The organism is Staphylococcus sp. FSL K6-3157 (genome assembly GCF_038005145.1).
Classification (GTDB): Bacteria; Bacillota; Bacilli; order Staphylococcales; family Staphylococcaceae; genus Staphylococcus; species Staphylococcus equorum.
In genome coordinates this window covers 704,897-731,870 of record NZ_JBBOSM010000001.1, presented here as the reverse complement: position 1 = coordinate 731,870, position 26,974 = coordinate 704,897, and the positions used below count along the sequence as shown (strand labels likewise).

23 protein-coding genes and 1 pseudogene are annotated in these 26,974 nt (G+C 31.9%); 9 read left to right on the top strand and 15 right to left on the bottom strand.

Translation table 11 applies throughout. The features are described from left to right. Positions 1-104 precede the first annotated feature (104 nt). Positions 105-980: a LysR family transcriptional regulator gene (locus MHB47_RS03235; protein WP_021338462.1), complete on the top strand. Its 876-nt coding sequence runs from the start codon at positions 105-107 to the stop codon at positions 978-980. Here the strand turns inward: MHB47_RS03235 and hutG are convergent. Next, positions 970-1,899, bottom strand: coding sequence for a formimidoylglutamase (gene hutG / locus MHB47_RS03230; RefSeq protein ID WP_002506871.1), 930 nt, complete (start codon positions 1,897-1,899; stop codon positions 970-972). The two genes, MHB47_RS03235 and hutG, sit on opposite strands and share 11 nt — an antisense overlap. A 261-nt stretch (positions 1,900-2,160) precedes the next feature. Between hutG and MHB47_RS03225 the strand changes: the two are divergent. Then, positions 2,161-3,366, top strand: a pseudogene (locus MHB47_RS03225) (CPBP family glutamic-type intramembrane protease); the annotation flags it as partial. Positions 3,367-3,908: 542 nt separating this feature from the next. On the opposite strand, the gene MHB47_RS03220 reads toward MHB47_RS03225, so the two are convergent. After that, on the bottom strand, positions 3,909-4,598 hold the full coding sequence (locus tag MHB47_RS03220) for a ribose 5-phosphate isomerase A (RefSeq protein ID WP_277595310.1): 690 nt from the start codon (positions 4,596-4,598) through the stop codon (positions 3,909-3,911). 163 nt (positions 4,599-4,761) lie between these two features. On the opposite strand from MHB47_RS03220, the gene MHB47_RS03215 reads away from it, so the two are divergent. Continuing rightward, on the top strand, positions 4,762-5,430 hold the full coding sequence (locus tag MHB47_RS03215; RefSeq protein ID WP_277595309.1) for an MOSC domain-containing protein: 669 nt from the start codon (positions 4,762-4,764) through the stop codon (positions 5,428-5,430). Positions 5,431-5,653: 223 nt separating this feature from the next. Here the strand turns inward: MHB47_RS03215 and MHB47_RS03210 are convergent, their stop codons facing one another. The 4 genes from MHB47_RS03210 to MHB47_RS03195 form a co-directional block, all read right to left on the bottom strand. After that, the gene (locus tag MHB47_RS03210; RefSeq protein ID WP_021338466.1) at positions 5,654-6,670 is read right to left on the bottom strand and encodes an aldose epimerase family protein; all 1,017 of its coding nucleotides are present in this window, start codon (positions 6,668-6,670) and stop codon (positions 5,654-5,656) included. A gap of 704 nt (positions 6,671-7,374) precedes the next feature. Beyond that, the gene (locus MHB47_RS03205) at positions 7,375-8,613 is read right to left on the bottom strand and encodes an ABC transporter permease (protein ID WP_340755091.1); all 1,239 of its coding nucleotides are present in this window, start codon (positions 8,611-8,613) and stop codon (positions 7,375-7,377) included. Next, positions 8,606-9,505, bottom strand: a complete 900-nt coding sequence (locus MHB47_RS03200; RefSeq protein WP_277595307.1) for an ABC transporter ATP-binding protein — start codon at positions 9,503-9,505, stop codon at positions 8,606-8,608. The genes MHB47_RS03205 and MHB47_RS03200 overlap by 8 nt, the downstream gene beginning before the upstream one ends. 269 nt (positions 9,506-9,774) lie before the next feature. After that, entirely contained in the window at positions 9,775-10,383 is a 609-nt protein-coding gene (locus MHB47_RS03195; protein WP_340755089.1) for a DUF805 domain-containing protein, read from the bottom strand. A 203-nt stretch (positions 10,384-10,586) separates the two neighbouring features. Here MHB47_RS03195 and MHB47_RS03190 point away from each other — a divergent pair, with 203 nt between their 5' ends. Beyond that, on the top strand, positions 10,587-11,195 hold the full coding sequence (locus MHB47_RS03190; RefSeq protein ID WP_340755088.1) for a DNA-3-methyladenine glycosylase: 609 nt from the start codon (positions 10,587-10,589) through the stop codon (positions 11,193-11,195). A 322-nt stretch (positions 11,196-11,517) separates the two neighbouring features. Here the strand turns inward: MHB47_RS03190 and MHB47_RS03185 are convergent, their stop codons facing one another. Beyond that, positions 11,518-12,849 (bottom strand): Na+/H+ antiporter NhaC family protein, encoded by a 1,332-nt coding sequence (locus MHB47_RS03185; RefSeq protein WP_002506862.1) that lies wholly within the window; start codon positions 12,847-12,849, stop codon positions 11,518-11,520. A gap of 382 nt (positions 12,850-13,231) precedes the next feature. On the opposite strand from MHB47_RS03185, the gene gltS reads away from it, so the two are divergent. Further along, entirely contained in the window at positions 13,232-14,440 is a 1,209-nt protein-coding gene (gene gltS, locus MHB47_RS03180; RefSeq protein ID WP_021338471.1) for a sodium/glutamate symporter, read from the top strand. A 97-nt stretch (positions 14,441-14,537) separates the two neighbouring features. Here gltS and fni read toward each other — a convergent pair whose 3' ends face one another. Both fni and corA read right to left on the bottom strand, forming a co-directional pair. Beyond that, entirely contained in the window at positions 14,538-15,581 is a 1,044-nt protein-coding gene (gene fni, locus MHB47_RS03175; protein WP_340755085.1) for a type 2 isopentenyl-diphosphate Delta-isomerase, read from the bottom strand. Positions 15,582-15,655: 74 nt separating this feature from the next. Continuing rightward, positions 15,656-16,603 (bottom strand): magnesium/cobalt transporter CorA, encoded by a 948-nt coding sequence (gene corA, locus MHB47_RS03170; RefSeq protein WP_021338472.1) that lies wholly within the window; start codon positions 16,601-16,603, stop codon positions 15,656-15,658. Between the two features lie 151 nt (positions 16,604-16,754). On the opposite strand from corA, the gene MHB47_RS03165 reads away from it, so the two are divergent. After that, positions 16,755-17,222 (top strand): thioesterase family protein, encoded by a 468-nt coding sequence (locus MHB47_RS03165; RefSeq protein ID WP_002506858.1) that lies wholly within the window; start codon positions 16,755-16,757, stop codon positions 17,220-17,222. Positions 17,223-17,236: 14 nt separating this feature from the next. Then, positions 17,237-17,638, top strand: coding sequence for a hypothetical protein (locus tag MHB47_RS03160; protein ID WP_002506857.1), 402 nt, complete (start codon positions 17,237-17,239; stop codon positions 17,636-17,638). Positions 17,639-17,751: 113 nt separating this feature from the next. Here the strand turns inward: MHB47_RS03160 and MHB47_RS03155 are convergent, their stop codons facing one another. Then, entirely contained in the window at positions 17,752-18,651 is a 900-nt protein-coding gene (locus tag MHB47_RS03155) for an alpha/beta hydrolase (RefSeq protein ID WP_340755083.1), read from the bottom strand. Between the two features lie 276 nt (positions 18,652-18,927). Between MHB47_RS03155 and MHB47_RS03150 the strand changes: the two genes are divergently transcribed. After that, positions 18,928-19,569 carry a hypothetical protein gene (locus tag MHB47_RS03150; protein WP_340755081.1) on the top strand — a complete coding sequence of 214 codons (642 nt, stop codon included), beginning with the start codon at positions 18,928-18,930 and terminating at the stop codon, positions 19,567-19,569. 139 nt (positions 19,570-19,708) lie between these two features. Here MHB47_RS03150 and MHB47_RS03145 read toward each other — a convergent pair whose 3' ends face one another. Beyond that, positions 19,709-21,610 (bottom strand): DHA2 family efflux MFS transporter permease subunit, encoded by a 1,902-nt coding sequence (locus tag MHB47_RS03145; protein ID WP_340755079.1) that lies wholly within the window; start codon positions 21,608-21,610, stop codon positions 19,709-19,711. 12 nt (positions 21,611-21,622) lie between these two features. Further along, entirely contained in the window at positions 21,623-22,270 is a 648-nt protein-coding gene (locus MHB47_RS03140; protein WP_002511478.1) for an HlyD family secretion protein, read from the bottom strand. 127 nt (positions 22,271-22,397) lie between these two features. Between MHB47_RS03140 and MHB47_RS03135 the strand changes: the two genes are divergently transcribed. Continuing rightward, positions 22,398-22,946 carry a TetR/AcrR family transcriptional regulator gene (locus tag MHB47_RS03135; RefSeq protein WP_002506852.1) on the top strand — a complete coding sequence of 183 codons (549 nt, stop codon included), beginning with the start codon at positions 22,398-22,400 and terminating at the stop codon, positions 22,944-22,946. A 115-nt stretch (positions 22,947-23,061) separates the two neighbouring features. Here MHB47_RS03135 and MHB47_RS03130 read toward each other — a convergent pair whose 3' ends face one another. From MHB47_RS03130 to MHB47_RS03120, 3 genes are all read right to left on the bottom strand, one after another. Further along, positions 23,062-24,273 (bottom strand): multidrug effflux MFS transporter, encoded by a 1,212-nt coding sequence (locus tag MHB47_RS03130; protein WP_340755077.1) that lies wholly within the window; start codon positions 24,271-24,273, stop codon positions 23,062-23,064. Between the two features lie 251 nt (positions 24,274-24,524). Continuing rightward, entirely contained in the window at positions 24,525-25,916 is a 1,392-nt protein-coding gene (locus MHB47_RS03125; protein ID WP_340755075.1) for a zinc ribbon domain-containing protein, read from the bottom strand. Between the two features lie 400 nt (positions 25,917-26,316). Then, a complete protein-coding gene (locus MHB47_RS03120; RefSeq protein WP_002506849.1) occupies positions 26,317-26,781 on the bottom strand; it encodes a MarR family winged helix-turn-helix transcriptional regulator in 465 nt (154 codons plus the stop codon). Positions 26,782-26,974: the final 193 nt, after the last annotated feature.

The following is a 26,974-nucleotide window of genomic DNA, read 5'->3' as shown; positions in this document are numbered from 1 at the left end:
TATCTCTCAGTATAATATGATATGATATATACTACCAATATAAATAAACTAATTATTGATAGTTTAAAACTATAAGATAAATACATATTCACGGAGGAATTATATTGAAAATCATTCAATTAGAGTATTTTGTCGCCGTTGTGAAATATAATAGTTTCACTAAAGCTGCTAACTTTTTACATATTAGTCAACCGTCTTTAACGACTACAATAAAAAAAATGGAAGCCAATTTAGGTTATGACCTTTTTATGAGAACTACTAAGGATATTAAAATCACTGAAAAAGGAATTCATTTTTATAATTACGCGCAACAATTGATACAGAACTATCATCAAACAATCGAAAAAATGTATGACCTCAATATGGGACATGCGCCTAAAATCAAATTATCTATTTTAGAATCAGCAAATCAATGGATTTCTCAAGTGCTTTCTATCCATTTAAAATATAATCCTAATCAGACTTATCTTGTATCTGAAGTGCATGACCAAAATAAAATACTGGAACAACTCATCAATTTTGAAAATCATCTCGCTTTGACCAACGAACAAATTAGTCATGAAGATATTAAATCTATTCCTTTATACGAAGAATCCTATGTCGTTATTACACCTAAAAATGCTTTTCCAGATACTAAAATAACGTCTATTAAATCATTGCCATTAATTTTACCTACAAAAGGCTCTCAAGTGCGTAAACATCTTGATGATTACTTTACACGTATGAATATACATCCAAATATCATTATGGAAGTTGATCGTTTTGAAGCGGCTACGAATTTTGTCCATAGAGGATTAGGATATGCTGTTATTCCACGCGTATATTATCAATCATTTAATGCACGAGATTTAGATGCACTAGAAATGCGTCCCAAACTAGGCCGTTCTATTTATATTAACTATCTAAAAAAAAGAAAGCACTCAGAGCGAGTACTTTCTTTTATAGATCAGTGCATTGATTATTGGAATATTAAAGAATAAAATGATGTAAAAAATTAGCAGATAATTTAGCAGTTCGATTATCCACATCATATTTTGGATTTGTTTCGGCAATACTAACAGTCGAAACTTTCTCATTTGGAATAATACGTTTCGCCAATTCAAGTACAACATGCGGTGATAGACCTAATACAGCATTTGCACTTACACCCGGTGCGAATGCACTATCAATAACATCCATACATATCGTAAACATAATCACATCATGATCATGTACGAAACGTTCTATCTTATCCTTAATTGGAGGAGAAATTTGATGTAACAATTCATCAGAATAAACAAAACCGATGTCTCTTTCTTTCGCGTAATCAAATAGTGCTTGCGTGTTACCACCTTGTTGAATACCTAATACTAAATAATCAGTATTTTCATCCTGTTCTAAAATTTGTCTAAAGCTCGTACCAGAAGTAGAACCAGATTCTTTTCTAGTGTCAAAGTGTGCATCAATATTTATGACACCAATAGAAGCATCAGGAAACGCCTCACGCGTGCCCAAATACTGTGCATAAGCGATATCATGTCCGCCACCTAATAAAAAGGTTTGGTTATGTCTTTGTATCGATGAAGCAACATAATGCGCAAATTCTTGTTGGGTTTCTTCTAAAGTTTCGTGATTATGTTCAACATTTCCATAATCATAAATTGAACATGTTCTTAAGACTGGCAAATTAGCAAAAGTCTTCTTGATTGCATCTGGTCCTAACTTAGCTCCGATTCTTCCTTTATTAAGTTCAACACCCTTATCAACCGCATAACCTAGCATACCTACACCGTGACGTGGTTCATCGTACTCATCTTCAATATTACGAAATTGTATCGTTTGAAAATGTCTGAATTCTGTTTCCTCTGTTTCACTATCGATTCTTCCTGTCCATAAATCACGTTGTGCTAATTTATACATAGTTCTCCTCCTTTTGAAACTATATCGACACTTAAAGTATACGCTTACATTTTTGCCAATTCAATTATATTTATAATTACCTTTACCCACTTGTTTAAAAGTTAATTTTGAAATTCACATTAAAATTGTTGCGTTTACACGTTTGATTTTGTAAAAGTATTACATTTCAATGATAAATATTTGAATTTAATTTATTTATCACTAAGAAGTATGTATAATTAGGCATAAATGATTTTTCTGAACCCTATTGGAGGTTACATAATGAATACAAAACGTATACCAGGTTTTCAATGGGCAATGATGATATTTATTTTCTTCATTATTGCTTATGCAGCACCTATTATACTTAAAGATTTTCAAGGTACAATTTCACTTAAAACTTTTGTCTTTGACATAAGTAGCTTAGCACCATTTATTGCTGCTATTATATGTTTACTCGTCTTTAAGCACAGAGGTACGCAACTCGGTAGTTTAAAGTTTTCAATTAGTTTAAAAGTTATAGAACGTATCATTTTAGCACTCGTTATACCATTAATTATTTTTATTATTGCTATGATTTGCTTCAATGTTTATGCAGATAGTTTTGTACTTCTACAAACAGAAGATTTATCTGTTTCAATTATATCAATTATCATTGGTCAAATTATCATGGCTTTCTTAGTAGAGTTTGGTTTCCGTTCTTATTTACAACATATTGTTGAAACTAAGATGAATACATTTATCGCATCTATTATTGTAGGGATTATGTATTCAATATGGAATGTTAATATTTCATTTAGCTTTGATTATGCGATATATAGTTTCCTTTATTCTTTCGCTTTTTCAATGATTATTGGAGAACTTATTCGTGCTACAAAAGGACGTACAATATACATTGCGACAATATTCCATGCGACAATGTCATTTGGACTCGTTTTCTTATTTAACGAAGAATTAGGCGATGTGTTCCCAATGAAAGTAATTGCTTTAAGTACAGTTGCTGTTGCCGCTGTTTACATTCTATTAAGTATTATCGTTCGAGCGATTCTTTATTTCTTCACAAAACGTAATTTGGATGAAGTGGATGATAACAACTATCTTGACCATGTTAACGAAACATCTGAAAACGATGCTCAAATCGATGATGATGTTGATGAAGATAGTGTTAAAGATGAAAACAAGACAAACACTTCGACTTCAGACAGCTCAAAATCAACGACTGCTGCAAGTGGTATTGCTGTGGCCAACCGAACGACACATGACTCAGATCAACAGCCGCACACTGATGACACAACAAAGACGACAGCTTCAACAGTCGATGATAAAGATACAACATCTCCAGTTAATGAAGCAACTGAACAAAACAACACAGATTTAACTACTGATGATAATCAAAAAAAGACAAACACTGAAAACAACACGACGTATCATAACAGTGATGAAATAAATCAACAAGATGACAACACAAAATCTAATGATAATGACAATAACGACTCAAACAATTTAACTAATAGTTCAGTTGAAGCATCTACTGAAAAAGTAAAACATGATTCAAATGACAACGATAATGAGTCATTAAAAACAAGTGCGCGTTATTCAACTACTCGTAAATCTTCAGCAGTAAGTAATGCGAAAGCATCCATTACTGAGGATAATCATGTTGAAGACACATCATCAACTGAAGCAAACACTACACACGCAACACATAATGATGCAGCAGTAGATAATGATTCAAACGATAAACACACGCGTTCTCCTTTTAATCTTAAAAGTAAACGTGGTCACCGTCGTTAATTACATCAATGCGTTACATTATTAAATCTTGAGGAAGCATTGTATATATAATACTTCCTCATAGAGTGTCGACAAAGTCTCTGGCTTTGTCGGCATTTTTTGTATACATTTTCCGCGAAACCCGTAGTCTTCAACTAATACTTTATTAACGAGTCAGGCGTCGCCAAAATCACTACCATCTTTATATAAAAAAAGTGATAAATAATCCATTGGGACCTTTATCACTTTTTTATTATTTATTTATCAAGAATTTTTACACCGTCTGGTGAACCAACAATAATTTGGTCAGCAACATCTAAGAAATAACCAGTTTCCAATACGCCCACAAGATGGATTAAATACTCATGCATTTCGTAAGCGTCTATATTTTCGTATAATTCTAAGTCCAATATATAGTTACCATTATCTGTAATAAAAGGCACATCATCAACAACGCGGCGTATTGCTTTAATATTGCCCTTACCATATGACTCAATCTTTTTAGATACGAGTAGCCAATTAAATTTATCTACTTCTACAGGAAGCTTAAACGTTTGGCCTAAATAATCTACGCATTTACTATCATCTATTAAAACAATAAATCTGTCTGCCATAGCATCAATTACTTTCTCTCTAAATAGTGCTCCACCGCCACCTTTTATAAGGTTTAATTGGTTGTCTACTTCATCAGCGCCATCAATTGCGATATCAATTTTATCTATATCGTTTACATCGACTACACGCATACCTAATTCTTTAGCGATATAAGCCGTTTTGTTTGAAGTACAGACTCCAGTTATATCAATATGTGCTTGTTCTAATTTCTCTGCGATTTTTGGCACGAGTAGTTCAATTGTTGAACCTGAACCAATACCCACAATCATACCATCTTTAATTTGGTCTAATGCATCATCAAATGTACTTAACTTCAACTGTTTTTTATTCATAATGCTTCCCCTTTACACACAGTACTTTTACCTTTATTGTACATGAGATTTATAAAAATACATAGCTAAAAAACGTAAATATAAAACGCTAATATATGTTCACTTGCATATTCCTAAATTTGTTTTAAAATGATAATCACTAAACTGCAGGAGGTACTGAATTATGATTTATACGCTAGATGCAATTTCTACAGGTAAAATTCAAGATTTATCATACAGTACGAAAAGACCGATGCGCTCAGCCTTAAACAAAAAGAGAATCACAAATCAAATGTGGTTATCGAAGACTGGGTTCATTGAAGATGAGCAAGAATATAAAGGGCATGGTGGACCAGATAAAGCGCTATGCCTTTATAGTAAGAAGAACTATGAATTATGGAAAAATGATGTTTCTACATTACCTGACTATGCTATGTTTGGTGAGAATCTAACTGCTGTCGATTTAGATGAAAATGACATTTATTTGGGGGATCAATTCCAATTAGATGAAGCAATTGTAGAAGTATCTGAAATAAGAGAACCATGCTGGAAAATTCAAGAAAAGTATAAAATTCCAGATCTAGTTAAGCGCATGTCGCGTTCTTGTAAGACTGGGTTTTATCTTAGAGTTATCAAAGAAGGGTTTGTAAATGATGCTGCAAATTTAGAATTAATACATTCTTCAAACACGCATATGCCTCTTACAGTGTTCGAACTTAATGACATCTATTATAACGATAATAAAAATATAAGACGTTTAACAGATGCTTTGAAGAACCCCTATCTAACTGATGAGAGACATTCAAAGTTGCAAAAATTTTTAAAACGAGCACAAAACATCGCAGAGAAATAACTATATAAATGGGAACTGGAGAGAAAAATAAATTTTTCTCATAAGGTTTCGGTGTATGATTCGCTCTCGGCAAAGATGTCTAGAAAATAGACTACAAGAATTGCAAGTCTTTAAAAGTTTAATATAAGCCCATTTCCAATTCAGTTAACTACTGCCAATATAAAAATAAGGCTGAGACATAAAGTAATGTCCTAGCCTTATTTGCATAATATCAATTTAGTTTCTATAACTCTTTTTCAAAAATTTTATATGACGTTTTTGAATAGTATGGTTGATTAGCTTCCAATATAGATGGGGCTTTTTCTCCCATTAAGTTAATGTCATTTGGTATACATTGCGTCTCAAGTGTAAAACCAGAATGTGCCTTGTAAATATTAAAGTCACTTTGCCAACTTGTAGTATCATTAAATGTGAAAATTACAACATTTGGCATGTCAGTATTCACTGTTAATAAAAAGCGTTTATTTTCAACGGTCATTTCATTGCCACCTATATCAAATGGATGATCGATGCCGCCAAAACGTTCCATTTGTGCTTTCACAACTGGATGTTCACTCGTAAAAATGTCTTTAAATTGTATGTTTTTTTCGTTAAACGTGTCCACTAAATCAATTGGTTTCATGCTTTCAACAATATTATCGTCGCCTAATAAATACATATCTAATTTTGAACTTGAAATACTATGGTTATCAATTACATTATTATCTCTATTCAAATTAAAATAAACATGATTCATCGGATTAAATAACGTTTTCTCTGTAGCGGTTGCTTTGTATTCAATTGTCCATTTATGGTCAACATCATAAGTATGAATTACTTCTAGGTCAATATCACCAGGAAAATGGTCGTCTGAACTTTTTATAGTTGTTGTAAAAATAACTTTTACTTGGCCCACTTGCTCTTCAATTTCATAATCAAAAAAGCGTGTACCAATACCTTCTGGACCACCATGTATGTTATGTTCACCGTTATTTGCGTCAAGCTGATACGTTTTTCCATCTAATTCGAAAGTAGCATTTGCAATTCTACCACCATAACGACCAATTGTTGCCCCGAAATGAAATGGGTTTTCCTCATAGAATTCATCTGCTTCTACAACATTTCCAAGTACAATGTTATTATCATCGTATTTCCATGAGACAATACGTGCGCCATAATTTGTAAAAACAATTTTCGTTTCTTCATTATCAATTTTAATTAAATCAATACCATTACTTTGGCTTTCTACTTTTGCAAACATCATCAATTACTCCCTTTCAAACCCAATACTTTTTCAAAAGTTAATATTAAGTTTTATCATGAATAAAAACATCACTTACAAACGTGGCCTGTAAATCACAACTCAGAAGGGGATCTTCATTGTGTTTAGGCAATGTAAACTTTCTCACTACAAGTCCAATTAATTTGAATATTTAATTTGAATATTTATTTTGAATATTTATTTTGAAAATAATAATTCAATTGTAGTAAACAAACCCTATCACACATAATACGATTAAATGTAACAACATCAATGTGATTAACTATGCTTCCCTCTAGCATAAATTAACTTGCAAAGTCACTTTGATGCAATAACACAAATCTTGTGTAATATTTAATACTCCCTATTTCTTCTATTACTCTCTTATATTGTAACAATTTAGTCAAATGTTTATCTATACTAATCGTCAATTTTAACAAACAATCATAAAAATTGTTATACTTTTTCTATTATTATACAAATAATAGCCAAATTTTCATTGTATAATATTATAACTTTGTTGAATTCCTCTTTATTCTACTACTTAATTTATATAAGTACATAGTAATTTTATATAAACAACTTTCTATTTACTCTAAAAAGATACGTTTTTATACACAATAAGCGTATCAATATTAAAAAATAAACTACCTCCACATATTACATGGTGATGGTAGTTTATTTTAATAGCGCACTTTAAATTATTATTTTTTGTTAAATATACGTTTTACCGAGCTCATAAAGCCTTTATCAAAACTCAAAATCGTATCTTTATAACTACGCACTGCAACCCATAATAGTATAAAAATAGTGATAATAGATATAACCATACTTAATACGATTTCCCAAATAGCAACATCAGGCGTGGATGCACGAACAAACATTACAAATGGTGAAAGTAATGGTATAAAGCTCGTGATTTTCACTAATAACGTATCTGTGTTCATGATACTGAAAAAGGAAATATAGAAAGCAATCATACTAATTAATGTCATTGGCATTAATGATTGATTAATATCTTCTATACGCGCAGTAATAGATCCCAAAATCGATGCTAAAATAATATATGAAAGTATACCAATAATCATTGATATGATACCTACGACGATTAATTGCACGGTTAATTCGTTTGGTTCAATATCAAACCCTTTTAACATATCTCCAATATCAAACACTAAGAAACATATAATGCCAGCCACAATAAATATACTGATTTGGGTTAATGCTACTGAAACCACACCTGCCATCTTCGCAAGTATATGCGTCACTGGTGACACACTCGTAATAATCATTTCAATAACTCGTGATGTTTTCTCAGTTGCGATTTCCATTGCAACTTGGCTCGCATAATTGAAAACGATAAAGAATATGAGCATCACGCCTGCATATACAATCATTGTATTAAAGCCTTTTTGAGCTTCATTTAAATTTGAATTGTTGGCATTATCTGCAAGCACTTCTGAAGTCACTTCACTTTGAGACTGCAATTGCTTTAATTCATCTTGTGATAAGTTTAAATTCGCTGCAACAAATTGTGTTTGTACAGTTGATAATGTTGCTTTTAATTTTTGCTTATCTTGTTCTGAAACAGTATCTTTACTCAATATTTTACCTGAAAGTTTTTGATCTTCGCTCAGTTTAATAACGTATGCTTTATCTAATTTTTCGTTTTTAACCTGTGACTTTGCTTGTTTCTCTGATAATTGCTTAAAGTCTGCCCCTTCATCAAGCTGATCACCTTGTGATTTAATGACTTTATAAATTTCATCATTCGATGAGACGACCCCTACTTTATCAGGGCCATCGTCAAATAAATCAATGATATTATTAATATTCGCCGCTCCAACCATTAACAGAATCACAATAGCTGTGAATATAACAAATGACTTTGTTTTAACTTTATTTTTATAAGTTAAGGAAAAAGTTGCAAAGAATTTATCCATTGACGTCACCTACTTTTGCTATAAAGATTTCATTTAGTGATGGTTCTACAACTTGGAATCTTTTGACGAAACCATACTGTATTACAACTTCATAAATTTTCTCAGCAACCGCTTCTGTCTCAATCATTGCTTTAATTTCCCTTTTACTTCTATCTACATTTAATACACCATCAATGCTATCTATCTCTGACATTTCATGTTCTGTTTCTATGACGACACTTTTCTTACCATGATTAGCTTTCACTTCATCAATCGGCCCTGAAACAACAAGCTCTCCACGATTTAGAATACAAACATTATCACATAACTCTTCTACATGTTCCATTCTATGAGAGCTATATATAATAGTAGTACCAGCATTATTTAAATCTTTAACCGCTGATTTTAATAACTCTACATTTACTGGATCTAAGCCGCTGAATGGTTCATCCAAAATGAGTAATTCTGGTTTATGTAACATACTTGCTAAAAGTTGAATTTTTTGTTGATTCCCTTTGGATAGTGCTTCAATTTTCTTTTCTCTATTTTCCTTAATACCAAACCTATCTAACCAATAATCTATAGCTTCTGTAATTTCTTTGGACTTCATTCCTTTTAAAGTAGCTAAATAACGTAATTCATCTTCTACTTTCATTTTAGGATGTAATCCTCTCTCTTCTGGTAAATAGCCAATGTGGTTGTATGAAGTCTTGTCTATGGGTTTGTCATTATATGCAATTTTGCCTTCAGTGATTGGCGTTAGACCTAAAATCATTCTGAAGGTTGTCGTTTTTCCTGCACCATTTCTGCCTAGAAAACCTAACATTTTACCTTGTTCTAAAGATAATGAAATATCATTAACAGCTGTAAAATCTTTATACTTCTTGGTTACATGTTCAATGTTTAGTGACATTGTGCCCCGACCCCTTTCTTTTTAAAAATTATATACTTTGATAATACCATTAGATTAAGCAAAGTTACATTTTAAATTTAACTTTGCTAGACATGATTCTATTTTATTAATGGTCTTAGCTCATTGACGTAACTATAATCGATTAAAAATATAACTTTATTACTTCTTATGCAAATGATATAACACAATAAAAATAACGCTGTTTCCACTTAAACTAAGTTGGTAACAGCGTTTTAATTTCAATATTTTAATTCATCTTGCTTTTGAGTTTATCCAAGTTGCCCATTTTCTTTTGTATTAAAAGTATCTTCATACCCATGATCACTCGAACGAATGTGATTACCGTATTTATGGCTCGTCCCATATTTATTTGTTCTTCTTTCACTATCCAAACAACAAATAACTAAACAATATATTCCTAAAACCATATAAATGATATATATCAACAATAGCGTAATGATACTAGAAATATTAGCATATTCAGGATCCATCGCATTTATTGATGTAATAATAATATTAGTAACAATTAATACAGCAAAATAAATCACTGGAATCACCATTTTTCTACTAGTATCATGAAATCTTCTTACCAATAATGCCCAGCCAGGAATCAGTGTAGCTAATCCATATATAACAAGATATATACAAGATATGACTATTAAAATGCCCCCAATTATAGTAACTTCACCGGAATAAGATGAAACACCTGAAATAAGCATGATTAAACCTATAATAAGTATTATTAGCGCTGGTATCATAAAAATCAAATGCCATAACGTCATGTACCAATATTCGCTACGACGTGAGCGCCCTTTAAAATTAACATAGTTTGTCCAAAATAATTTGAGCGCTTGAAGAAAGCCAATTTTCCGCTCCATATTACTCCCCCTTCATATACGTTTGTTAAAGATAATTTTTAAATTACATTAAACTTTGGTACATTATATGTAAATTCTTTATATATCTCATTTAGTTTAGTGTAACAAACTATTTTGTGAGTAGTAATACAATTTTACTGATTCTAAAAAAAACATTTAAAAACATTTATTTTTTTTAAAACTTGAAACCGGAGGAACAACTCATGGATTTTTTACGTCGAGATACAATAGCTATTGCTAAAGATTTATTAGGTGTCAAAGTGGTTTTCCTAGATGAACTCGAAACATTCACTGGATACATTGTAGAAACTGAGGCCTATGTTGGCAAAGAAGACCGCGCTGCTCATGGTTTTAATGGAAAAAGAACGCCCAAAGTAGAATCTTTGTATAAACGTGGTGGAACGATATATGCGCACGTTATGCACAATCACCTTTTAATAAATTTTGTCACAAAATATGAAGGCATCCCTGAAGGTGTATTAATTAGAGCTGTAGAACCTGAAGAAGGTATTGAAACCATGAAATTAAATAGAGGAAAAAGCGGGTTTGAATTAACTAATGGCCCTGGAAAGTGGACAAAAGCATTTAATATCCCTCGACATTTAGATGGTTCTCACTTAAATGAAGGCCGCCTATCAATTGACACTAAAAACCGTAAGTACCCATGCGCTATTGAAGAAAGCGGACGTATTGGGATTCCAAATAAAGGTGATTGGACATTTAAACCACTACGTTTTACTGTAAAAGGCAATCCGTATGTCTCTAAGATGCGTAAATCAGATATGACAGATTCAGAATATACGTGGCTCTAATACAATATAATAATATAGAAAAAGAGCTTCCTAAGATGGACGGCTCCGCTACGTTCGTTTCTATTTCTTTTATCGATTGCTTTATTCAACATTACAGACCTCACCACTGTTTAATTTAAACATATTATTTTTGTTTGAAAAATGGCAGTAATTTGGACCGACTCCTGCGGGAAAAGCACTAGCCGAAGACTACAGGCTGAGGCTGTACCCGCGGAAAACATGCACAAAAAAGTGTCGACAAAGTCAGAGACTTTGTCGACACTCTGAGAGCTTCCAAAAATGGAAGCTCTTTTTTCTATATCAAGCATAAGTTTTTCATCAACTATTTATTTTTTAACTTTTTATTTCCATCTAATAAACCAAATTGAATTGTTATAATTGTACAAATAACCAATATAACTGGATAGAATGAATATTTTAATACTTCTAAATAGGAGACATCACCATATTGTTCTACCATTAACATCCCACTATCATGGGGTAGAACCATTAAGGCACTACAAGCAAATATATCTAGTAAGCTGGCCATCCGTTTAGGTGGCACTTTATATTCATCACCAATCTCTTTTGCAATTGGTGCAGAAATAATAATCGCTAACGTATTATGTGAAAGTGCAGCAGATAGCACACCTGACATCATACTGATGACATATTCAGCACTTTTACGTCCTGTAGCCTTCCTCTTCATAGCTTGAATGATCCAATCCACACCACCATAGTATCGAATCAATGCTACAAGGCCAGATACTAAGAATGCTACAAGGAAAATGTTGAACATACTTTCCATACCGTCGCCCATTGCTTTAGTAAATTGGAAGATACCCATTTGACCTTGAACCAAACCTAGTAGTCCAGCCATCCCAATACCAAGAATAAGCACAAGAATCACATCTAAACCTGCAATAGCCGCTATTAATACAAATATATAAGGCAAAATATTAATGAAGTTGAAACTTAAATCACCTTCTACATTACCAGTGCCACCAACAATGGCGTATATAATTGCAGTGATAAGCGCGGCAGGCAAAGCAATGAGTACATTCATTTTAAATTTATCTTTCATCTTAGCGCCTACACCATTCGTTGCGGCAATCGTTGTATCAGAAATGATGGATAAATTATCACCAAAGTAAGCACCTGCAATAACTGCTGCACCCGCTGCTGCAACACTTAAATCCGCTGCTTGTGCTACAGCTACACCAACAGGTATAAATGCTGCTTGCGCTCCTGTTGAAGTCCCTAAAGTTAACGCAGCAAACCCACTCATTATAAATATTCCTGGGATAAGTAAACTTGGTGGAATGACGGAAAGTCCCATGTTCACCATAGCTTCTTTACCACCCATTTCAGACGTAACCGTTGAAAAAGCACCTGCAAGTAACAAGATTAATCCAAGATTTACAATGCCTGAGTTCCCTGCATGTTCAGTAAAAATTTGAACTTTTTTCGTGAATTTCGTTTTTCTATCATAACAAGTCCATGCTATGACAATACCTATAAAAATAGCGACATGTCGCGGCAATTGATCAAAAGCATCCTCTTTGCCCATAATCGTAAATGTAATCCCCACACCGATATATAAAACTAAAAATATTAATAACGGCAATAATGCTAACGCACCATATTGTTTTTCACTTCTTAATGATTCACCCATATACTTACTCCTTATAACCTAGTATTTACATATGATATATAGTATATCAAAACTGATAGAATGTCATCGGATAAAACTTCATTTCTTTTATATAATGGTCATTTAGTCTTTTTTAGCTATTTGATTATACTTACTAATTTTAATTTTACTTCCTTAATTAACTTTAATACTATATAAATTAAGTTCTATTATAAATTTCGGTGTTAAATTACACAAAAAAACTATATATTTCTTAGCATTTAATTTTTTTGTAGCATTATCATATTCGAGAATGTATAATAAATATCATGGACTTTTGTAAGCACTTTCTTGCTTTAGTACAAAAATTATTTACATATCACAACTTAGGAGAGATTTATTTGTAAAATGAGGGGGAATGAAAATGCTAGAGCTAGACGCTATTACTACTTTAGCACTCGCATGTGTTTTATATCTTTTAGGGGTATATATAGTGAATCATATTGGCATCTTAAAGCGATTATGTATTCCTGCACCAGTAATTGGTGGTTTGTTATTCTCAGTACTTGTTGCTATCTTACAATCAACGAACATTATAACAATAAAATTAGATTCTGAATTCTTTCAGAACTTCTTTATGCTTGCTTTCTTTACAACAATTGGACTAGGAGCATCATTAAAACTACTACGCTTAGGCGGAAAAGTGTTAATATTATATTTTATCTTTTGTGGGGTTCTTGCCGTATTCCAAAACATTATTGGAGTATCCTTAGCAAAAGTTTTAAATATTCCACCATTACTTGGACTAACAGCTGGTTCAATGTCAATGGAAGGTGGACACGGGAATGCTGCAGCATATGGTCAAACCGTGCAAAACATGGGTATTGATTCAGCATTAACAGCCGCTCTAGCAGCCGCAACATTAGGTCTTGTTGCTGGTGGATTAATTGGTGGTCCTGTAGTTAAATTTTTAATAAATAAATATAATTTAAAACCAGAACACGCAGAAGAAACAACAAAAGATTACAGTAATGTAAAATCTAACGCATATTTAAGAAATCGCATGACACCAACAACAATATTCCTATTACAATTTTCAATTGTAGCGATCTGTATGGCCATTGGTTCTTATTTAGGTAATACATTCTCGGACATAACAAACATTAATGTTCCTGTTTATGTGGGTGCTATGTTTGTCGCAGTTATTATACGTAATATATCAGAATATAATAATTTAAATCTTATTGATATGAAGATTGTCGATAGTATCAGTGATGTTTCTCTTAGCCTATTCTTATCTATTGCCTTAATGAGTATTCAACTTACTGAAATTTATCAATTAGCGATTCCATTAATCGTTATTGTATTAGTACAAGTCGCATTTATCGTATTATTCTCAGTCTTCGTCGTCTTCCGAGGACTAGGTAAAAACTATGATGCCGCAGTTATGATTGGTGGTTTCATCGGACATGGTTTAGGTGCTACACCTAACGCAATGGCTAACCTAGATGTTATTACTAAAAAATACGGTGCTTCACCTAAAGCTTATCTTGTCGTTCCGATAGTCGGAGCATTCTTAATAGATTTACTTGGTGTACCAATCGTTACAACATTCATTAACATCTTTGGTTAAAGTAAAAATGACATTTGAATCAAACTGAAATATAAACCTTTTCAGTTAAATAAAAAGATGGTTGAGACAAGTATTTATGTCTCAGCCATCTTTTTTGTTATCTAATATCTAACCCTCTTTGTTCTATCCATGATTCTAGCTTAGGGCTAAAGATCATTTGTGATTGTTTTAAATCTTTAATTGTTGGTGTATCAAGCATTGTCATAATTTTCTTCATGTGATCTGTGAATTGTTCAGCATAATTAATTGCCTCTGTAATACCATGGTGCTCGACTTGGTTTAAAAATGGTCGTGACATACCAACAGCACTAGCGCCTAATGCAAGACATTTCACTGCATCTAATGGCGTTCTCACACCACCACTTGCTAATATATCCATATCTTGTTGGTGTGCAGTACTTTCTAATAGTGATTCAACAGTCGTTTGCCCCCATAAACCAAGATAATCCATATCTTTATATGTACGTCTTTCATTTTCAATATCTACAAAGTTTGTACCGCCACGTCCACTTACATCAACGTATCGGATCCCAATCTCATGCAATTGTTTAATTGTTTCTTTGCTCATACCAAAACCAACTTCTTTAACAATCACTGGTACATCCACATGCGCTACAATTTGCGCAAGATTTTCCATCCATGTAGAGAAAGTTCTATTCCCTTCTGGCATGACAAGTTCTTGAGGTGCATTTACATGAACTTGTAGCGCTTGTGCATCAAGTAATTTCACTGATTCAACTGCTTTATCTACAGGTACATCTGCACCAACATTACTGAATAAAATACCATCAGGATTTGTTTCTCTTACTATACTAAATGATGAAATCATTTTACTATTACGTAAAGCAGCATGTGTAGATCCCACAGCCATTGCCATTCCAGTTTCACGTGCAATGATCGCCAGTTTCTCATTGATCTCTTTCGTCCATTCACTGCCACCTGTCATTGCATTAATATATAATGGTTGCTTAAGTGTAAAGTCCTTTAATTCACTTTGTATATTAACATCATCCACATCGATATTCGGAATTGAATGATGGACAAACCTTATTTCATCAAAATCTGAAATTGTAGCATCTTGTTGTGCCATTGCAATTTCTACGTGCTCATTCTTTCTTTGTTCTCTTTTATTATCACTCATCTTATGCCCTACTTTCAATCCTTATTATGTTCACTCTATTATTTAAAACATTACCTATATTTTCAAATATAATATTAAAACCATTTCTCTTTTTTAAAATAAAAGATACTACCTATACTAATTGCTAACATGATTGCAAGTACAATGTAATAACCGTAATGCCATTGAAGTTCTGGCATATTTGAAAAATTCATTCCATATATACCTGTAATTAATGTTAAAGGAAGGAATACAACAGATACTAAAGTAAGTATTTGCATAATGCTATTCATCTTATAGTATGAATATGACGAATAATTATCCCTTATTTCTTCAGTCATTTCTTGTGATAAGTTTATTATATTTTCTTGTTTAATCATGTGATCGTCTATATGTTGAATATACATATGATTCTTGTCATCTACAAGTAATTGACTGCTTTCTTTCATATTATCTACTAATTCTCTCATCGGATATATAATACGCTTTAATTTTATGATTTTCGAACGTATTTTAAATACATCATCCATTATTTCTTTAGTTGAGCTACCATGTGTTTCTCTATCTTCTAACTCATAGACTTTATTTTCGATATCATAAATTAATTCAAAATAAGTATCTACAACTTTGTCTAAAATATAAAGTATCACATCTGAAGCATCTAAATCCGATTCATAATGGCTTGAGATATACTGCTCTACTTCTTGTAATACCTCAAAATGTTTATGGTGATATGTAATTAACATATTGTCTTTAATGTACAGATTCAGAACCTTGTCTCCAGTATATTGCGAATCAACGCTATGAAACGCTATATACTGATACGTGTTATAAATTTTATATTTAGCCCTTGGAGTCCCATTTATTGTATCATCGATTTCAAGTTGATTAAAATTAAAGTATGATTGTAGCATCTCGTTTTCTTCGTCAGATGGATTATTAAAATCACACCAAATAAAAGTAGCTGATTCAGGAATTTCTTTAAAGTGATTAACTTGGGATAAAGATTCTTTAGAAGTCTGATATTTTATTGTCACACTCATAATTTCCCTCCTCAAATCATTTCTTTTATTTTACCATGAAATACACTGTATGTATGGTTTAGTAAGTTTTAGTTATTTTTCTTTAGTAAATACATTTACATGTTAAAATTTAACTATTACTTTTATTTTTAACAACCAAGGAGCTGTTTACATGAAAAAGCCTTTTACAGTAGTACAAACTGTTGCCAAAGAAATGATAGATCATAACGGTCACGTACATGATGCCAACTACAATATGGTTTTTAGTGATGCAATAAACCAATTTAATTATCAGCATGGTTTATCACTTCAAGAACGAAAAGCATTAAATTATACAATCTTCACTGTTGAAGAACAGACTGCTTATTTATCGGAATTAATTGAAAATGACCAATTCTACATCAGTGTATATATATATAATTACGACGTTAAAAGAGTACATTTCTTCTCAATAATGAAGAAACAAGATGGGACGACTGTAGCTACAAATGAAGCTATGATGTTAGGGATTAGCAGAGCAACTAAAAAATCCGCCCCATTCCCTCAACATTTTTTAGATCAAATTGTAAGTTATTATGATAATCAAGAACGCATCGATTGGCCTAAACAATTAGGTCATCGTATCAACATTTCACAGTAAGGAGATGTATATTCATGTCACAAAATATAAGAGAAGTCGTACAATTACAGCTATATGATTTATTCGATAATACTAAATTTGAACTTAGTGAACTCAATCAAAATAAAAGTCTCGTTATTAATGGCCCTGATAGTAAACTCATCAAGCGTGGTTTAGATATAAGCTATCTCCAAGGTCAAAAGAAAGCAATCGACGCGATTGATACACTTTTAAAAACATATACAGATGATCGTATATTCATTGAACATTATAATAATTACGCGCTTATTACTTCAGAAGAATTTGAAACATCTGCTTCTAACTTTGGTTCAATGATTGAACCTCAAGATGAATTCGAATTATTTTTAGCAACTCATTATAATCTAATGGGTCAAAAACTAATTATCGATACGATTAATACACTTATAAATAGTTAAACGCAATAAAACAGTTCCAATTTATGTGCAAATTGGAACTGTTTTATTGCGTTCTATTTATATTTTGACTTTATAAGTTGGCTTTTACTTAAAGTAAATAACTTTATTGTTCATTATACGTCAATTGTATTAACGATTTGTTTAACAACTTTATGAGACTCTCTAATAGGCAATAGTTCGAACGCATGAACCATGTTTTTGTATTCATAATAATGAATTGGTTGTTGACGCTCTTCTAAAATATTAACCAATTTTTTCATATCTGGTTGATAAATCTCACGAGTACCACCAAACATAAATATCGGTGGTAAATTAGTTAAATTACCATTGATAGGTGAAACTTTAGATTCATCTAGTGATAAATCTTTTGACCAATAACGCATAATTTTTTGAATACCATATTTATTTAGAATGACATCTTTCTTTTCTAACTCTTCTGTAATTGCTTCGTTTTGTAGATGCGCATCTAGAAGCGGAGACAGTAAATAAACCTTGTTTGGCAACGGTTGTTGCTTATCTTGCAATTGCTGCATAAAGCTTAATGCTAATGCACCACCTGTCCCATCGCCCATAATGATGATTTCATCACTACTCACTTCGGATAATAATTGATTATACACTTCAAAAATAGCACTGTATGTGTCATCAATATAATACTCAGGTGCTTTAGGATAAATTGGCATAACAATTTCATGTAATGTACTCAATGCGAGCTTATCCATTAATCTCCAATGAAATGCTGAGGGTTGCAATACATTGTAGCCACCATGTATATATAGTATTTTTTTCTTGCGACTATGCCTAAAACAAAATCTGAAAAGTTGCATGTCACCTATAGTTTGCTTATCCAAATCGGATTTCACATTTAATGTTTCTGGTTGTTTATGCTTTTTTTCATTCATTTTTAACCTTGTGTCTAAAAAACGTTCAAAATCTTGCTCACCTTCAAATAAAATTGATCTATGTGGTAATAAATACTTGTTGATAAATTTTGTTGTCAGTCTTGATTTCATTCATAATCAACCCAATCTCTATATTTAATGTGCATTTTATCAGAATTTTTTAATATAATTTAGTATTTAAAATTAATGTTATGGTAAAATTAATACAATGACATAAAAACGAAGATATAATATAATGTAAGTAACATAAAACCCCTATTTTAAATGCTACTGAATATTAAATACATTCTATCGATAATTAAAATGTATCAGTTATTTAGCATTATAACAAAACAAAAGTCATAAAATAAGCAGATGCTAATATTAGTTTAGCGAAAGGAGCACCTTATGGCCGAAAAAAACAAACAGTTTGCCGATTTTGAGCACACACTAACGAGCGAGCCTATGCAAAGAGGATCTCAATACGGTAAAAAGAAACTTTCTTGGGTAAACATACTTATCCAACTTCTCGTATTAATATTAGTAGCTATTACAGGCTATAGTATGTTTAAGGAACCTATTTTCAATCTAGTGTTTGTTAAGGAAACAATTAACTTCCACCAACTTACAAACTTTCAAGAAACGATCAATAGCTTCTCTAACTTAAATATCAACGTTGAAAACATTGACAACTTACAAACAAGTGTCGATCGTTTGATATTAGTATTTTATGTATTTTTTATTGCTTGTATTTTTAGTTTAGTTTTAACTATTTTTACGATCATTTTTAATAGAACTTCATTAAAAATTGTCAATATGTTTGTTATTGCCATTATGTTAGTTATTACATTTGGTTTTTCTTACTTAATTAAAAATATTGCTAGACGTATCGCTAATTCAATAAATCAATATTATGTTTCCGTTAAGCCTATTGATATTTTGACTGAGGCTGATGCAATTCATAATGCGCTCATCCTTTTAGGATGTAGTATTGCATTGATTATTATTAGTATGCTTTTCAGAAATCGTAAACCTCGTATACGTGCTTAATAATGAAAGCATAACTGTTCATTCATTAAGCTAACACAACTAAATTTTAAAATAAAAGAACCAATCCATTAGATAATGGATTGGTTCTTTTATTTTGAGAATAGCTACTTATATCTCATTTTTAAATTTTATAGTTACTTTAATTTTCTTTTGATAAATAATGTTCTTTCCCTTTTAAGAAAAGACTTAATATAAATGCAAGTGCACTTAAACCTGTCGCAACTAAAAACGCGCTATTCACACCGTTAATGGAAGCAATTTTCTGAACAAATTCTAACAATTGTGATGTCGCTAATTGTTCGCCGCCCATTGTTTGTGCCATTTCTTGTAAACGATCTTTAATAAATGGATTCGTTTTATCCAAATCTTGTGAATAAGCAGCGATATGTTCAGTTGTTTGTGTTGACATTACAGTCACTAATAAAGCTGTACCTATAGAACCTGCAAGTTGTCTTAATGTATTTGATAAGGCATTACCATGGGAAATCAACCGTTGTGGCAAGGAATTCATGCCTGCAGTCATAATCGGCATCATGATAAAACTCATACCAAATGAACGAATCATATAAACTATCATTAAGTGAGTATACGTTGTATTCGTATTCAGTTTCGACAATTCCCAAGTTGCATAAGTCATGATTCCTGTGCCTATAAGGGCTAACGGCTTAATACCAATTGTATCTAATAATTTACCTGCAATAGGACCCATTAGTCCCATAATTAATGCACCAGGTAATAATAGTATCCCTGAATCCATAGGACTAAATCCTTTTAAGTTTTGTAAATACAAAGGCAATAGAATCATACCACCGTATAAACTCATCGTAACAATCATATTGATTATAGTTGTTAATGTGAAACCAGAATACTTTAATACTTCCATATTCAACATTGGTACACGCATTGTAAGTTCTCTAATAACAAAGGCAATAATAAAGATAACACCTAGCATTAATGAAATTAACACGATAGGTGAAGTCCATGTATTATTCCCTGCTTCACTGAAGCCATACAATAGCGCACCAAAACCAATGGTACTAAAGATAATACCTGGGACATCTGCTTTAGGGTTTGTTGTAACTTGATATACTCTAAACCATATATAACCAATAATTAATGCTACCAGTCCGATGATAAACATACCATAGAACATAACATTCCATTGGTAATTTTCAACGATATATCCAGATAATGTTGGACCAATCGCTGGTGCTAAGATCATTGCTATACCTAATGTTCCCATTGCCGCCCCACGTTTTTCTGGTGGGAAAATCGTCATAAATACATTTGTACCTAACGGCATTAATACACCAGCTCCAATGGCTTGCAATACGCGTCCTGCCATCATCATTCCAAACGAACCTGATATACCACAGACTAAAGAGCCTAATGTAAATAATGCCATCGCAACTAAAAAGAGTTTACGATAAGAATATTTATTAAATAAAAACGCACTGATAGGAATTAAAATACCGTTGACCAACATAAATCCTGTCATTAACCACTGTCCGGTATTTGCAGAAATATTAAAATCAATATTGATTTCTGGTAAAGCCACATTCAATAACGTTTGATTTAAGATTGCAATAAACATACCAAAAATCATTGCTACTAAAACTTTGGCTTGTGTAGCACCTTTACCAAACATAAATGAATTATGTTTGGCTTTTAGTTGTTCATTGACTTGGGCTTCTTCTGAGTTTGGATTTATAGTTTCATGATTTGAATCAGTTTGTTGTTGTACTTCTTCGGTTTCTGTATTAAAAGTTTCATTTTCATCATCAAGCACATCAGATTCTGATGTAACGTTTTCACTTGTATGATGTGTTGTTGCAGATTGTTTCGTTGTTTCGCTAGATTTTTCATTGTTTCTTATATTAAATTTAGATTGATAATTTTCATTTGATGTGTTGTTTTCATGCTTAACATGTTCCATTTGTCGCATTGATTTCTTTTTATTTCTTTTCGTTATAAATAGATTCAATAATCCGACAAGAATGAGCGCTATGACTACGTAAATAATAATGAAGGCCATTGTCATTTCAAGCCCTCCTTAGTTTTTATGGATTTTAACTTCAGCGTTCATTCCTGGAACAACATTATTAGATGGTTTTGAATCTAGTGAGATTTTTACAGGTACTACTTGAGAAACTTTAGTATAGTTACCATCACTGTTTGTTGAAGGCATCATAGAAAAACTTGACGCTGTTGCTTTACCAACCTCTTCTACTTTACCTTTAAGTTCAGCGTCTTCACCGTCTAGTGTTATATTTACATCTTTACCTTCTTCAACATCTGCAATGTCTTTTTCATCAACATTTGCAGTAATGTATGAATCATCTAAATTATAAGCATAGGCAATTGGCGATCCAGCTTGCGCCATTGAACCTTCCATACCATCAGTTTTTACAATTGTGCCGTCTTGAGGCATTTTAATATCCATTTTTTGTGATTGGCCGTCTTCACCTTTTGTTGCAATCTCTGCAACTTTATCACCTTTACTTAATTTCTCATTATTCTTAACGTCAAAAGATTTAATTTCGCCTGCTGCTGGAGCTGAAACTTTAATTTGCTCACCATCAACTTTGGCATTATCTGTACTGACGAATCCTGTAGCTTGATTATAAAAGTGGAAACCAACTACTCCTATTATTACAAGAACTACAATGGTAATGACATTAATTAACACCATTTTCTTCATTACACTTTCCTCCTATTTGCTTTTAAAATTCACCTTATATATTATAGAGTCATGCTAAATAAAAAAACACCGACACTTCTACTAAATGTGTCGGGTAAGTAATTATATGTTTTTTGAAGGAGATAAAATGAGACAGAAAGCTAAAAATAAAATCATTCGAAATATGATTATCCTATTAGAAGAACATCCATTTGAACATATTACTATTAAAATGATTTGCGCTTATAGTGGGGTCAATAGAACGACATTCTATGACTATTTTGTGGATAAATATGACCTTTTATCTACAATTCAAACTTATCACTTAAAAAAGTATATAAAATTATTAGATGTTTTATACAATAGCTTTGAACACACAGAAATCAACTATGAGAAATTATATAAATTTTTTAAAATTATTTTGTGCTATATCCATCGTCATTATGGCTTCTTTCACGCAATATTTGTTACACACCCAAATCGTGACTTATTTAGCGATTACGTTAAAGAAACCAAACTCAATTATACAAAATTGTTAGATGATTATACGACTGTAACAAATAAAAAACAGTTTGTTACGTATGCTATCGGTGGGCAACTTGGTATTATCTATTACTGGGTACGTGAAGACTGTATTGAATCACCAAATGAAATGGCACAAATTTTACTTGCAAATGCCATTAAATTAGGGCGTTAATACTGTAATCATTTTCGCATTACAATGTTTTTATAATATAGAAAATAAAAACGGCTGCTAGATATCCACTAAGGAATCTAACAGCCGTTTCTCATTTTCTTTTTATCCAATTTCACTATTTTAGAGCTACACGTTTAAATACATAATAATTTATTATTTGAAGTGTAATCAACAATAATCCTACTATTAATATAATCGTGACATAAGGGATATAACTATCTTCTCCCATCACGCCAACTAGTGGTGACACAAGCCCACCTATTAAGAATTGCACTAACCCTAATAAGCTAGATGCACTACCATTGCCGACTGTGTTCTCATCCATTGCAATCGAGAAACCTAATGTCGCTACTCCTGTAACAGGAGCCACTAGAACAATAAAGCCTATAAACAATAGCCAGATAGATAGATGCATGTATAAAATAACGCTTATCCATACAACACCCACTAATTGAATGATTGTTAATACACGCAAAAGAACTTGTCTATCAATATAATCCACTAACTTACCTGTCAATTGACTAGAAACAATGAGACTTATACCTACAGATGCAAACATTAGGCTAAATTGCTGAGCAGACATGTCATAAATACGTTGTGCAATAAAAGGAGATGCAGAAATATAACTAAACAATATAACGAATGTCACACCTTGTATAAGCATAGGTAATACAAATCGAGGTGTAGCTAATAACTGTTTGAAACCTTTGAAGATACTAACGAGATGGGGGCTATCTCGTTGCTCAGTTGACAATGACTCTTTAATATTAAATATCGTTCCAAATAACATTAGCAGACCAAATATAGTTAATATAACAAAGACCATACGCCACGTAGAAAATGATAAAATGACACCGCCTAATGCCGGTGCTAATACTGGTGCAACACCGTTTACTAACATGAGTAACGCTAAAAATTTAGTTAATTGTTTTCCGGTATACAGATCACTTGATATCGCTCTAGAAATCACTGCCCCTGCTCCACCACAAAATCCTTGTACAAATCTTAAGGCGATCATCAACCAAATATTATCCACAAAAATAATACCTATACTTGCCAATGTAAATAATGCCATAGCTACGATTAATGGTGTCTTTCGTCCAATAGAATCTGATATCGGACCTACAAATAAATTACCTAATGCTAAACCAATCATAAACAAAGATAAAGTTAGTTGTGAATTAGATGTTGTTGTATTGAAATCTGATTGTATCTGTGGCAAGCCTGGCAAGAACATATCAATAGATAATGCGCCTATCGCAGTTAACGCGCCTAAGATAATAACAAACAGTAAGGAATTCTTATGTTGCTCTTGATAATTGGACATTTCTATTCTCCTCAATGCTGAAACCCTAGCATTTTTAGCTACTTATTAACACTTCATCTCATATCATTATAAGAAAAAGTTCATTGCTATTATTATAGCCTTTGCTAACGCAATTTTAAATAGATGTAGTTAAATTGATATGTAAAAGACAAAGGAAGCGATGATAAGAAATCAAAATTTGAAATTTGATTTCTTATCACCGCTCCCACAAAGTTGACTAAAAATACGCTTTGCATTAATTTTTTAAATATTTAACTTTGCTCTGAATACTTCACTACTTTTAAATCATTCGCTTTGTCATTACCTTCAAGTTGATATTCTACTTCACCATATTGGCCATCTTCTTTTAATGTTTGGCCTGTAACATAGAATGTATTACCTTCTTTTACAATATCAGTAATCTGTGGCTGCTGAAGATAGAATAGTTCATTAGATTTAACGTCTTTTTTAGTATCCTTATATTTTTCACTATCTTTCTTTAAATAGGATGATACTAAATTAAAATCACTTTGACTGCGTGCACTAATCATTGCCGCAGTGTAATCACCGAAAAAACGAGACACCTTATTTCTAAAACTATTTTCTTCTTTTTCTTTTTTCTCAACATACTTCTCGATTTCATCATCATCAAAGTTTAAAGTGACTTGTGTTTTATCTTTGAGGTTATCTGTTTTCACTGTTGTTTCTGCTGATTTAAATGTTTTCTTCTTAGCTTGTCCTTCAGCAGATACCGTTATATCTTTTGTTTTAGGATATGGGCCAAATTCTTTAGCTTTTGCGTAATCATAAGTTTTGTCATTGATTTTAACTTTAACTGAATCTGTATCTATTTCAGATGCACCATTTAATTCAACTTGTACATATGCTTCGTTAAAGTCTTCAGTAACATCAACTGATTCATTGTTACTGTCATTAAAATTGAATTTGAGGTGACCATTGAATTGACCGTTCGACATTTCTTTTTTAGCTTCAAGTGTATAATCGCCTGGAATAAATTTACCTAAAGAAGTTGGCTTATTTTTCTCAGCTACTACAGTTTTTTGCTTATCATCTGCCTTAAATTCATACGTTGTTTCTTGTTTAGGTTTTACAATCGCTTCTTTAGTTGGTGCAGTAAAGCTCATATTATCAAATATTAAATAGCGAGTCCCATTTTTACTGATTCTCAGAACTTTTTCTCCATTTTTGGCTGTGACAAAATCTGAATTCTTAGTATCATTTTGGTTCAATTTCGCAATTTTACTATTTACATCTTTCACAAAGTTATCCATTCCAACTTCATTTTTTATGTATTTAATATAAGCATCAGCTTCATTTTCATCAACACTGTTATTTTGAGTACTCAAAAGAGTTGAAAGTTTTTGCGTATCGTTATTATCTACTGCGTTTATTATAATCTCTGATTGCGCTTCAGGTGAATTAAAGTTTCTAACCAAGAAAAAAACAATGATAAGTAAGATAAGGATAAAGAATGCAATACCCCAAGGAATAACTTTACGTACGTTAATATTGGTTGTGTTTTTATTTGTTTTTGTAGAGCGTGTCATTTTTTCTGAATCGCCTTGCTTTGCACGATAACCGCAATGACTACACCTTCTCTGCCCATTTCTTATGTTTTCTCCACACTTCGGACATTTTTGCATTTTATCACCTCTTTACGTTTACCCTTGTTTTTTACACTATCCCGTTATTTTAACACATTATAGGATTAAACTATATGACAGATTAATACTCCATTAATCACTATACCCATGCATAATCGCAGTATACTAATAGTATATTTTAAAGCTATAATATTTATTATATGTGCCTTGCTTAAAAATTGATATACGCATTTAGTCTAATGCTTTGTTCTTTTATTGAATCGTCTATTGTTCATAACAATGTACCTTCAAAATTAATATCTAAATGTTTTATAAGTTAAAAGAGACTACTAGTCACCCTAGCTTGGATGCTAACAGCCACTTAATAAGACTCATCTTTAGCTAATTATATCTCGATGTATTTTTTAAATATGTCCTATCATACTTATATTGATTAATGTTACGAATGATGTTTAATATTAAAGTTCTTCAGCCTTTGATCAATGATTTCTAATACATAACGCGCTTGTTCAATTTCATCATCTGATAGATCATGCAGTATATCACTGACTATGTCATTTATAATAGACTTACTTTTTCTATTAAATTGTTTGCCCTTCTCAGTTAATTTAATATATTTTAATCGTTGATCTCCTGTGTCTTCAGATTTATCCCATTGTACAACCTCAGCTTGAATTAATTTTTTTATTCTTCGGCTGACGGCAGCTTTATTTACACCTTGTCGTTCTGTAATTTCTGTTAAAGTCATCGCTTTTCCATTTTCAAGCATTAATATAACGTTTGCTTGTTCTTTTGATACATTGTATTCTTCTCTTAATGCCTTTAATAATTTAGCTAATAATGTATTTACATCATCTATAAATTCTCCCATGAATTCTATATGACTACTTAAATTTTTCACCATTGGTTGCACCTCTTTAATCTCCACTGTATGTAATATCATTTTGTAATTTGTTATATTAATAGTATCAATATTTTAACTTCTATAAAAGTTAAAATATACAATGCTTCCATTTACGGATATTGTATGTTGCTTAATATTAATAGTAACGCTTTATCCATTTGCATATTTTAATGGATTCAACTACATTTAATAT